This window comes from Pseudomonas sp. 10-1B (assembly GCF_000935045.1).
Lineage (GTDB): Bacteria > Pseudomonadota > Gammaproteobacteria > Pseudomonadales > Pseudomonadaceae > Aquipseudomonas.
The window spans coordinates 1-12,057 of sequence record NZ_JYKS01000088.1 but is presented as its reverse complement, the minus strand read 5'-3'; the positions used below and the strand labels follow the sequence as shown (position 1 = coordinate 12,057).

Annotated in this window: 6 protein-coding genes; all 6 read right to left on the bottom strand. The window is 66.2% G+C overall.

Annotation, left to right across the window (positions count from 1 at the left end; all coding sequences use genetic code 11):
- Window positions 1-40 precede the first annotated feature (40 nt).
- The gene (locus TZ03_RS27375) at window positions 41-532 is read right to left on the bottom strand and encodes an OmpA family protein (protein ID WP_051101444.1); all 492 of its coding nucleotides are present in this window, start codon (window positions 530-532) and stop codon (window positions 41-43) included.
- 4 nt (window positions 533-536) lie between these two features.
- The gene (locus TZ03_RS27370; protein WP_051101443.1) at window positions 537-1,808 is read right to left on the bottom strand and encodes a diguanylate cyclase domain-containing protein; all 1,272 of its coding nucleotides are present in this window, start codon (window positions 1,806-1,808) and stop codon (window positions 537-539) included.
- The gene (locus tag TZ03_RS27365) at window positions 1,805-2,371 is read right to left on the bottom strand and encodes a YfiR family protein (protein ID WP_051101442.1); all 567 of its coding nucleotides are present in this window, start codon (window positions 2,369-2,371) and stop codon (window positions 1,805-1,807) included. The genes TZ03_RS27370 and TZ03_RS27365 overlap by 4 nt, the downstream gene beginning before the upstream one ends.
- A 303-nt stretch (window positions 2,372-2,674) precedes the next feature.
- Window positions 2,675-4,750 (bottom strand): exodeoxyribonuclease V subunit alpha, encoded by a 2,076-nt coding sequence (gene recD, locus TZ03_RS27360; protein ID WP_051101441.1) that lies wholly within the window; start codon window positions 4,748-4,750, stop codon window positions 2,675-2,677.
- Window positions 4,747-8,424 carry an exodeoxyribonuclease V subunit beta gene (gene recB / locus TZ03_RS27355; protein WP_051101440.1) on the bottom strand — a complete coding sequence of 1,226 codons (3,678 nt, stop codon included), beginning with the start codon at window positions 8,422-8,424 and terminating at the stop codon, window positions 4,747-4,749. The genes recD and recB overlap by 4 nt, the downstream gene beginning before the upstream one ends.
- Complete coding sequence (recC, locus tag TZ03_RS27350; RefSeq protein ID WP_051101439.1) at window positions 8,421-11,903, bottom strand: exodeoxyribonuclease V subunit gamma; 3,483 nt, start codon at window positions 11,901-11,903, stop codon at window positions 8,421-8,423. The genes recB and recC overlap by 4 nt, the downstream gene beginning before the upstream one ends.
- Window positions 11,904-12,057: the final 154 nt, after the last annotated feature.

Sequence of the window (12,057 nt, the reverse complement as noted above, 5' to 3'; positions counted from 1 at the left end):
CCGCTCCCACAGGGGAATGTGGTGAGCCACGAGACCGGGGTCAGTAGGAAGCGACCACGATGGACACCCGCCGGTTCTCGGTACGCCCGGCGCTGGTGCGGTTGTCCGCCACCGGTTGGCTGCTGCCCAACCCACGGGACTGGATGTTCTGCGCCTGCATGCCTACCGCGACCAGCGCTCTGGACACGCTTTGCGCACGTCGCTCGGACAGCTGCTGGTTATACGCCGCCTTGCCCGACGCATCAGCATGGCCGTCCACCCGCACACCCTGGATACCAACGCCGAGCAACGCCTTGCCAATACGCTGGACAATCGCCTGGCTCTGGCCGTTGAGGCTGTCCAGGTCGCTGCCGAACAGCACCTTGCCGGACAAGTCGTAGGCCCAGCCTTCGTCGGTCGGGGTAAAGCCTTCGCTTTTGAGCACGGCGATCTGTTCAGGGGTCAGGCCCTTGGGTGGCGTGCTCTGGCAACCGGTCAGCGCCAGCACGGCGAGCAGCAAGGACCAAACGGAAAAACGTAAAGCCTGTTTCACGGGTTCAACTCCTGTTATTGATTTGGTTGGCGGACCGTTCCGTCTGCGCCACTTGCCAATGGCCACGGCGTTTACGCTTGGCCTGGTACATCGCCGCATCGGCGGCATTCAGGAGACTGGCGGGGTCTGCGCCGTCATCCGGGTAATAGGCAATACCGACACTCAGTGAGGTGGCGATACTGCGGCCACTGTCCAGCTGCACTGGCAGCTTCATGCTGGCAACGATCTTCTCGGCAATGTGCTCGGCGTCCTGGCGCGAATGCAAAGGCGTCAGCAGCACGGCGAACTCGTCGCCACCCAGGCGTGCCACCAGGTCTTGTTCGCGCAACTGGGCGCGCACGCGGTCGGCCACGCTGATCAGCACTTCATCACCTACCGCATGGCCGAGGGTGTCGTTGATCTGCTTGAAGTGGTCGCTGTCGAGGAACAGCAGCGCCAAGTGGTCCTGCTGCCGCGTGGCATTACGCACGCTGCGGCTCAGGCGGCCCTCGAAGAAGGCGCGGTTGGGCAGGCCGGTCAGGCTGTCATGGCTGGCCTGATGGGCCAGGGTCTGGTTCTCGTTCTGCAGGTGGCTGTGCCACACCTCCAGCTCATCCAGCAGGGCGTTGAAGTCGTTGCCCAGTTCGTTGAGCTCGGCAATCGGCGCTTCCGCTACGCGCCGGTCGAAGCTGCGCTCACGGCGGGCAGCGTGAGCGACACTGGCCAGGCCCCGCAGCGGGCGGACGATATCGCCGAGCAAACGCCGTGAAAGGTATTGGGCAGCCAGGGCGCTGAGTACCGTGCAAAACAGGATGCCAGCCAGACCACTGAGCATGAACAGCAACAGGCTACGGCCTTGGCCGACCAGTTCGATGTGCCCGATTTTCTTCTGCTGGTGCATGATCGGCAGGTTGACCGGATCATCCAGCAAGGCGCTGGCAACCTGCACTTCCAGCTTCGCGAGCATGCCGGTATCGCTGCGCTGCCAGTGGGCCAGTTGCTCACCTTCGTTGTTGAAGACCTTGGCCTCGGCCACTTCCTCGGTACTGGCGATCAGCGCCAGCGATTCGTTGGCCGCGGCGCTGTCGTCGAACACCACTGCCGCTTCCACGGTGTAGTTGATCGAGCGGGCGATCAGGTGCAGGTTGTGGTTGGCATAGACCCGCAAGGCAAGCACGCCCAGCAGGGTCAGGGAAATACCGGCCAGGCCCACGGCGAGCAGGGCGACGCTGAGATGACCACGGCCCAGCACCGAACGCAGGGTCGGGCGTACGCGGCGTTTGCTGGCCGGCTTCATGGCTGCACCGCCCGGCGCCGCGACAATTGCAGCACGCTGGGGTGAATGCGCACACCGGAACGCGCCACCGAGTCGAGGTTGACTTCAAAGGCTACCTGCTGATCGCTGACCCGCAGGCAGAACAGGCTGCCGACCGTACAAGGGTCGTCCGCTTCACTGATGCTCAGCACCGGGTGACCGCTGACACGCTCGAACAGTCTGTCGCGCTGGCCTTGGTCGAGTTTACCGATATAGATGGCGTCGCAGGCCTGGGCGACCTGGGTGTCGTCTGCCAGCAGGCGCTTCACCTGCAAGGGGCGGCCGGACTCTTGCACATGGCCCTTGATCAGGTCATCGGCATACTCGGTCGGGCCGACCAGGCACAGGCGCAAGGGTGAGGGTTCGACGGGCCAGCGGGCGTAGCTGAAGATGCCCAGTACCACCTGGGTGACGGCCTTGGCACGTTGCTGGGCCTGGACGGCGGTTGTGGCGAGGTCTGCCCGGGCAGGGCCCGCGCAAAGGAGCAGGACGGCCAGCAATAGCGAAAGTGCACAGCTTGTCACTTGCCTTGCGGCCACGGTCATGCGGGAAATCTCTTGAGGTCCTTTCTTATATCGGCGCAACGATAGCATATGGCCGTCTTGTTGTATGAAAGACGCCGAACTCGAAGGCATTTGCGTTCCTCTGTGGGAGCGGGCGTGCCCGCGAACACCGGCGCAGCCGGTGCCACCCACCGCGTTGGATTCTTCGCGGCGGTTCGACGCCTCGACACGCCCGCTCCCACAGAGGCCGCGTCGCGCTTACGAATTGAGTTCTCTGCGCGACAGCGCAGCCCATAGGGCTGGGTGATCTCCCACAGGGGGATCTCCCATGGGGCCACTACAGGGTCAGACCTGCTCCAGCATCAACCCAGAGATACGCCTTACCTTGCGCGCCACCGCCTCTTCGAAAATGCCCTGGCGCGGCTCGATCAGGCTGAAGCAGTGCTTGGCGCGGGTGATGCCGGTGTACACCAGCTCCTTGGTCAGCACCGGGTTGAGCGCATCCGGCAGCACCAGGGCGGTGTGGCTGAACTCCGAGCCCTGGGACTTGTGCACGGTCATGGCGAATACCGTTTCCACCTCGTTGAGCCGGCTGGGCAGGACGAAACGCACGCCACCACTGCCGTCGTTACGCGGGAACGCCACCCGCAGCAACGGCTCGCCGCGCTCATCCGGCAGGCGCAGGGCGATGCCGATGTCACCGTTCATCAGGCCCAGGCCATAGTCGTTGCGGGTCACCAGCACCGGGCGCCCTTCGTACCACGGCTGCAGGCTATCGATCAGCCCGGCATTGTGCAGCACCCGCGCGACCCGTTCGTTGAGGCCTTCGACACCCCAGGCGCCCCGGCGTACCGCGCACAGCAACTGGAAGTCTTCGAAGCTGTGCAGCACCTTGCCCGCCCATTGCTCCCACGCGGGGTGGTCAAAGGCGGTATCGAGCGCCGGGCGGAAGCGGCCTAGGGTGCGCAGGTAGCTGCGGTAGCCCTGCGGGCCTTCGCTACCGCGGTTGAGGCCGTCGAGCAGCAGGCGGTCGAAGGCACGGTCCTGCTCATGCTTCAGGGCCAGGCTATGCACATCTGGTGGCGGCGTGGCCAACAGGTTGCGCGCCGCATGGGAGTCCTGGCGGTTGACCAGCCGGGCCAACTGGCCAATGCCGCTGCCTTCGCCGAAACGTCGCGAGAAGCGCAGCATCACCACCTGCTGGGCCAACGGATTGCGCCGTTCATCGCCGGCCTTGAGGCCACTGCCCGCCAGCGACTCGCCCCCGATCTGCTCCAGCCAGGCTTGGGTCGCCGGCGAGTAACAGCCCTCCTCGGCATCCCGGCACAGGTCGCCCAGCACCGCCCCGGCCTCGACCGAGGCCAACTGGTCCTTGTCGCCCAATAGCACCAGGCGTGCCCGTGGCGGCAGGGCATCGAGCAGGTTGGCCATCATTTCCAGGTCGATCATCGAGGCTTCGTCGACCACCAGCACATCAAGCGGCAGCGGGTTGCCGGCGTGGTGGCGGAAGTGCCGCGAGCCGGGGCGGCTGCCAAGCAGGCGATGCACGGTGCTGACCTCGGTGGGGATCTGCTCGCGTACCTCGGCGCTGACCTGCAGGCGCTCGACCTGCTGGCCGATGGATTCGGTCAAGCGTGCGGCCGCCTTGCCGGTCGGCGCGGCCAGACGGATGCGCAGCGGCCTGCCCTGCTCCACCGCCGGCGCCTGCAGCAAGGCCAGCAGACGTACCACGGTGGTGGTCTTGCCGGTGCCGGGGCCGCCGGTGATGATGCTGAATGCGGCGCGGGTGGCCAAGGCGCAGGCAAGCTTCTGCCAGTCCACCTGGCCAGCTGGCGCACCACCGTCGAACAGTTGCGCCAGGCGGCCTGGCAGGTCGGCTGGCGGCGCTTCGGCCTGGGTCAGGCGCCGGCGCAAGGTATGGTCGATGCGCCGCTCGTAGCTCCAGTAACGGCGCAAGTACAGCCGCTCGCCGCTGAGCACCAGTGGCCGCGCTTGCTGGCCTGGGGTATCGCCGGCCGCCACCAGCGGGCTGGCAGCAATGCGCTGACGCCAGGCGTGGAGGTCGAGGTTGGCCAGCAACTGCGACGGCAGCAGCAAGGGGCCGGTCAGTGCATCGCCTTCCGGCGGCAACGACAGGGCGAAGTCGGGCTCGGCCAGGGTCTGTTGCAGATCCAGGCAGACGTGACCATGGCCCAACTGGTGGCTGGCCAGCGCCGCGGCCAGCAACAGCAAGGGATCGCTGCCTGGGGCGCGCTCTTCCAGGAACGACACGAACGCGCGGTCCAAGGCACGTAGCCAGCCGCGCTCTACCCAACGGTCGAGGAGTTGCAGCAGGTCGCCGCTGTCATGCTGTGGCGCCAGTGCAAGCAGGTGCTCGGCGTGCAGCGGTGTGGGTAACAGGTCGACGAGGCTTCGGCTCATATCACGGCTCCGGCAAACAGGTCCTGCTGTGCGGGCGTGTGCTTGCCACGGAACAGCGCATCGAGGGCCTCGATCAGCTCACGCGGTGGCTTGGCGTGGTACACGCCTTGGCCGCTGCTGCTGGCACCTCGCAGGAAGATGAACAGGGCGCCACCGACATGGCGATCGTAATCGTAGTCCGGCAGGCGGGCGCGCAACTGGCGATGCAGGGCCAGCAGGTACAGCACGTACTGCAGGTCGTAGCGATGCTCGAGGATGGCCTTTTCCATGGCCTGGGCATCGTATGCCTGGATGTCCGGGCCCAGCCAGTTGGACTTGTAGTCGGTCACGTAGTAACGCCCGTCCAGCTCGAACGCCAGGTCGATGAAGCCTTTGAACATGCCGTTGAGCACGGTCGGCTGCGCCGCCGGGCGTGCCAGGCCGGGGTGGGTGTGGCGTGCCACCAGGCGGTCGAGTTGTTCGGCATCGACCTGGTGGCTGGCGAACCAGAACTCCATTTCGATCTGGTAGTGACGCAACTGCCCGAGCGTCACGCTGTGGTCGTTGCCCGGCAACGGCAGCGCCTCGCCCAGCAGGCGTTGCAGCCACTGGCTCAGGGTCGGAATCCAGCCGGTCCAGTCGCGGCGATTGCAGCGCTGGCCAACGGTTCGCTCGATCAGCTGTGGGTTGCCGCTGACGTGGTTGAAGCCCTCGCGGCCCGCCCACTCCAGCAGGCCATGCAGGAAGGTGCCGGGGTTCGGCCCACGCGGGAAGCGGTGGATATCGCCGCTGTCGGCCGGGACCTCGCGCAGCACCTGGGCATCGACCACTTCGTCATCCAGCAGCTGCTGGGCCTGCGAGCTGTCGGCGCCGAGGGTCTGGTCGCCAACGCGTAGCGCACTGTACGAAGCGATCCACCAGTGCTCGGCCGCCGCCCGGCGCGGCTTGCGTGCCGGCAGCAGCTCACGTTCGGCCTGCGGCATGCGGTACACCTGCTCATCTGCCTGCGGCAGGCCTGGGCAGGTGATGTGCGGGCAGGTAGCAGCCAATGCCTGCAACCAGCCCCCCAACTGCTGCGAGCCCGCCAGGGCGTTGCCGCCCCCCAGCAGGTAACCCAATGCCGAGCGGTGCAGCTGCGAGCTTTTCTGGTTGCCGCGCTTGAGGTCGGCAACGCCCAGCCAGCAGGCATGCTGGGCACGGGTCAAGGCCACGTAGAGCAGGCGCAGGTCTTCGGCCAAGCGCTCGTCGTCGGCGCGCTCGATCTGCTCCTGGTCCGGGGTGAGGGTGAGATGGGCATTGCCCTGACTGTCATGCCAGGCCAGCGGCAGGCGGCTGCCGTCCACCGGTTTGCTGGTGCAGATGAACGGCAGGTAGACCAAGGGGTATTCCAGGCCCTTGGACTTGTGGATGGTCACCACCTTGACCAGCTGTTCGTCGCTTTCCAGGCGCAGGATCTGCTCTTCGCCGGCCTGGCCGGAACTGGCCAGGTGTTCGGCCAGATGGCGGATCAGCGCCTGTTCGCCATCCAGCTCGCCGGCGGCCTGTTGCAGCAACTCGGCCAGGTGCAGGAGGTTGGTCAGTACCCGCTCGCCATCACTGCGGCGGATCAGCGTGCGCGGCAGCTGGAAGTCGTGCAGCAGGTGCCGCAGCATCGGCAGCACGCCCTGGCGCTGCCAGGTCTCGCGGTAACGGCGAAAACGCATCACCCAGTCTTCCCAAACCCGCTCGTCCTGGTTCAGCCGGTCCAGGGCGGCCAGCGACAGACCGAGGGTAAGGCTCGCCAGGGCGGCCTTGAGCAGGCGCTCCGAGTCGGGCTCGGCGCAGGCCTTGAGCCAGACCAACAGGTCGTGAGCTTCCTGGGCAGCGAACACCGAGTCCTTGTCGGACAGGTACACACTGCGCACCTCGCGCACCGCCAGCTCGGCACGAACCATCTGCGCTTCATGGCCATCGCGCACCAGAATGGCAATGTCCGATGGCCGGCAAGGGCGCCATTCGCCGTCGGCATTGCGGAAGCCCGCCGTGCCCTGCTGCCCACCATTGAGCAACGCCACGATATGGCTGGCGCAACTGGCCGCCAGTTGCTGGCGGTAGACACTGCCAGAGACCGGCTCTTCGCTCTCCAGTTGCCAGCACTGCAGGGCTGCGCAGGCTTCGCCGTCGATCAGCAGTTGCTCGTTACGGCCTTTGGCGCGGACCTCGATGAACGGCAGCGGGTTGTCATCGGCCTCGCGGAACAGGAACGCGCCACGCCCCGCTTCACGCGCCTCGGCCTGGAGGAACACCTGGTTGACCGCCGCAACCATGGCCTCGCTGGAGCGGTAGTTGGTGTCCAGGCTATGCAGGCGGCCGCTGGTGGCACGTCGCGCAGCGAGGTAGGTGTAGATGTCGGCACCACGGAAGGCGTAAATCGCCTGCTTGGGGTCACCGATCATGAACAGGCCGGTTTGCGCGCGGTTCTCGCTGATCTGGTAGATACGCTCGAATATGCCGTACTGCACCGGGTCGGTGTCCTGGAACTCGTCGATCAGCGCGACCGGGAACTGTTCGCGGATCAGGCTGGCCAGGCGCTCGCCGGCCTCGCTGGCCAGGGCGTGCTGCAGGCGCAGGAGCATGTCGTCGAAGCCCATCTCCGCTCGCCGGCGCTTCTCGACTTCGAAACGAGCCGATACCCAGCTGGCGGCGTGCTCGAGCAAAGGTGCATCTGGGCTGGCCAAGGCCCGCAACTGCTGCTGCAAGGTCTGCATGGCGTCGAGGGCCGGGTGCGCGGGCGGTTCGCCCGACTTCCAGGCTTCGGCCATGCCAGTTGGGGTCAGGCGGGTGAAGCCGGTGCCCAGGTCGAGCTCCACGAGTTGCTCATCGCCAGCCCAGCTGCAGAGTTTGTCGAACCAGGGTTCGAAGTAACGGGCCTGCATCTTGCGCCCGTCGACCTGCTTGGCGGCCAGCGCATCGCGGCAGATCTGCCGCAGTTCCTCGGCCCATTGCGCCCACGGTGCCTTCAGCCGGGCCAACTGCTCGCCACGTTGCTGCAGCGACGCCAGGATCAGCGCCTCGGGTTCCGGCCCATCCTGCTGGAGGCGCACGCGGCCGAACAGCGGGCGGATCCGCGGCAGCAAGGCGTCGGGGCTAGCCCAGTTGCCGCGCACCCAGGCCAGGGCTTCGCCTTGCATGCCGTAGCAGAAGCGCCGCCAGTAATCGCGCATGACCTGCCCCAGCAGGTCGCTATGGTCGGTTTCCAACGTCTGGGTGAACAAGCTGCCGCTGTCGAAGGCATGCTCGCGGAGCATGCGCTGGCACCAGCCGTGGATGGTCGAAACCGCGGCCTCGTCCATCCACTGCACGGCGACTTCCAGGCGGCTGGCGCAACGCGGCCAGGCCTCTTGCGGGTAGTCGTCACGCAACTGGTGCAGCAGCGGGTCGGCAGCCTGCAGCTCGCCCCGGAAGAAGCGCGCGGCTTCGGCCAGGCGGGCGCGAATACGTTCACGCAGCTCTTTGGTGGCAGCGTCGGTAAAGGTCACCACGAGTATTTGCGGTGGCAGCAGCTCGCGGTCGAAGCCCTGCTCGCCGCCGTGGCCGAGGATCAGCCGCAGGTACAGCGCCGAAATGGTGAAGGTCTTGCCCGTGCCGGCGCTGGCCTCGATCAGCTGGCTGCCGTGCAGGGGGAAACTCAATGCCAAGGGACGAGCCTGGGTCATGCGCCATTCTCCGAGTTGCCCAGGGTCTGCCAAGGGGCGTTGAATAACGGGCCGTACAAGGCTTCGCACCAGCCTTCAAAGGTTTCGTCAGCCGTCAGCGCGGCAAAGTCGCGGAACTGGCGGGCCAGGGCGATGCTTTCACTGCGCTCGCCGAAACTGCTGCGCTCGTCGCCTTCGTAGGCGCGGGCTGCTGCAGCCAGGGCCTTGTCGGCATCGTCCTGGGCCAGCCAGGCGAACGCAGTCTTGGCTGCGACTGGCAGCGGCGCGTTCATCGCCGCCTGGCGGGCCACCAGCAGATCGCCCAGCAGTTGTGCGGCCTGGTCTTGCGGCAGCGGCGCAAGCAGCAAGGTCAAGTCGCTGGCCACCAGCGCGCTGTGGTAGGGGTAACCTGCCGCGCAGGCCGCCAGGTGCGTGACCCAGGGTGCGATCAGGCGGTGCCACTTGAGGCTGTTGCGCCCGGCGCTGATGGTATTGGGCACCGTGGTGATACTGAGCATGCTCTGGTCATCCGCCTGGAACACCCGGCCCAGCCAGCCTTCGAGGCGATGCTTGCCGTGCTCGAAATGCACCGGCAATGCACCTTCGACCAGCTGTGGCCAGCGTTGCAACAATTGGCGATGGCGTTGCAGCAGGTCGGGAAGCGGCTCGATCAGCTCGCTTTGCAGCAACTCGCCGAAACCGGCAAGTGGCAGCAAGCCACAGGCCTGCAGGCGTCGGGCCTGGGCCCGCAAGGCCTGTTCGGCATGGTCCGGGTCGGCCAGGGCCGCAGCCAGCAGGCTCTCACTGGCGCCGTAGCGTTGCAGGGTATCGAGGACGAACGGTTCTTCGTCCGGGGTCGGTGCCTCCAGTGCCTCGAAATACACCTTCAGCCGCTGGCTGAAGAAGTGCCGCACCGGGTGGCGCAGAAAGTCATTCAGCTGGGTCAGGCTCAGGGCGTCATCGTCGTGGTAAGGCGGCAGCCCAGGCTCGCCCTGCTCGTCTTCCTGGCCTTGCCGGTGGAGTACCTGCCATTCGTGGGCATAGCTGAACAGCGGGCTGTCCTTCTGGAAATAGCGTGGGCTGAATGGCTGCAGCGGGTGCTCCTGGGTCAGCGCATGCAACAGTTGTTCACCCGGTTGTTGTGGCAGCCCTTGCTCCGCACCAGCCAGATGCCAACCAGCGGCGATGTGATCGCGTAACTGACCAATCAGTACCGAGGCCGGGCGTTCGCTGTTGTCGCGAATGCTGCGCCCGACCCAGCTGACGTACAGCTGGTCACGCGCCGACAGCAGCGCTTCGAGCAGCAGGTAGCGGTCATCCTCGCGGCGCGAGCGGTCACCGGGGCGGTAGTCGCTGGCCATCAGGTCGAAGTCCAGCGGCTGTTGGGCGCGGGGGTAGTCGCCATCATTCATGCCCAGCAGGCAGACCACCCGGAAAGGGATGGCGCGCATGGGCATGAGGGTGCAGAAGTTCACCGAGCCGGCAAGAAAGCGCTGGGACAACTTGCCTTGGTCGAGGCCCGACAGCCAGGCTTCGCGCACTACGGTCAGCGGCAGTGGGTCTTGCAGGCCGACGGCTTCGCACACTTCAAGCCAGCTATCGCGCAGATCCTGCAACTGCATCAGCAGGACCTCGTCGCGCTCGCCCTCGGCCAGGAAGAACACCTGCAGCAAAGCGTGCAGGCGCTCGCCCCACTGGCCGACGGTGGCGGGCTCGGACAAGGCCTGGCACGCCACTTCAAGGGCGTCGAGCAGGGCGGCCAGCGGGCCGATCAGCGCCGCGTCCAAGCCACCGATTTCATCGTAAGGTTCGATGCCGTCGCAGGCCTCTCCTATGCCCACGGCATAGCCCAGCAGCATGCGCCGCAGGCCGAAACGCCAGCTGTTCTGCTCTAGCCCTGCGGGCAAGCCCAGGCTGGCTCGCTGCTCGGCGTCGAGCCCCCAGCGGATGCCAGCGCCCTCGATCCAGCGGTGCAGCGTGGGCAGGTCGTTGTCGCGGATACCGAAACGGGCGCGGACTGCCGGCACGTCCAGCAGGTCGAGCACTTCACTGACCGCGAAGCGGCTATCCGGCAGTTTGAGCAGGTGTTCGAGGGCGATCAGCAAGGGCTCGCGGCCGCGCTGGCCCTGGTCGGTCAGGGTGAACGGGATGTAGCGCGGATCATTGCGTTGCAACTGGCCGAACACCGCGCGGATATGCGGCGCGTAGATATCGATGGCGGGCAGCATGACGATCACGTCTCGCGGGCGCAGGCTCGGGTCGGCACTGAAGCGGGCCAGCAGTTGGTCGTGGAGGATCTCCACTTCACGTTGCGGGCTATGGGCGACGTGGAAGCGGACCGAACGGTCCTTCGCCAGGTCCACTGGCGGCCAGAGCTCGCGGGTTTCGGCGAGCGGACGCAGTTCGAGGATGTCATCCTGCAACTGGTTGAGCAGCGTGGTGGGCGAGCCGTCACTGAACAGGTCGATACGCCCATCGCTGAACACGCCCTGGTAACTGCCTGGGTCGTCGTAGCTGTCGAGCAGGTTGATGTAGTCGCGGCCCTGTTTGCCCCAGGCGGCCAGCAACGGGTGGGCATGCTGATGCAGCGACTGGTCGTCCAGCTGCAGGGGCATGCCCTGCTTGCGTTGCTGGCGTTTGTACTGGTGGCGCAGCAGGTCCTTGTCGGCAACGATATCGGCCCAGTGGTGACGGCAGGGGTTATGCACGCACAGCAGCACCTGGCTGAAGCGCGCCAGGCCCGCCAGGGCTTCCAAGGCCTGGGCCGGCAGAGAGGAGATACCGAAAACGATCACCCGCGGTGGCAGCCCCGCAGGTGCCTGTTCCAGGCTGTTGATACGCGCCATGAAGCGTTGATGCACCCCGGCGCGGCTCTGCGCCATGCCCTGCTCGCCGACATCCTCCAGCAATGCACGCCACAGCTCGGCCTGCCAGCGATTACCTGGGGGTAGCGGTTTGCGCTCGTTGCGTGCCGTATTGAGGATGTGCTCGCCAGCTGCCCAGTCCTTGAGCCAGTCGGCGCGGTAGACCTGGTACTGGTCGAACAGGTCGGCCAGGCGCTCGGCGAGCTGGTAGCGCTTGCGCAGGTCGCTGTCGTCGGTGAGGAAACGCCGCAGCGGCTCGAAATGCGGGCGCTCGATCAAGGCCGGGAGCAGGCGCATCAGGCGCCAGGTCAGCGGTGCCTTGTCGAGCAGGGAAACCTCGGGAATTTCGTCACGGCCCAGCACGCTTCGGTACAACTGCCACATGAAGCTGCCTGGCAGTTGCACATCGATTGCGGCGGCGATGCCGCAGCCGCCCAGGTCATCTTCTTGCGGGTCTTCGGCCAAGGCCAGCTTGAGCCATTGGGCGATGCCGTTGCTTTGTACCAGGGCGATTTCGTTTTCCAGCGGCGCCAAGGGGTAGCGACGCATCCAGCTCACCACCAGGCTGCGCAAGTCGTCGAGGCGGTTGCCGTGGACGATCATGAAGCCGGGGTGGAGATGGGTGGCGTTGGGCATCGGGAGGTCTCTGGGAGGCGCGGGTGGCTGAGGTGGGAACGATATCACGTGGGTGCTTTAGGAATGGCCTTGTGTCGCGATCGGACACAATCCTGTGGGAGCGGCTTTAGCCGCGAAGCGGGCGACGCGGTGGCAGGCACCGGCTTTGCCGGTG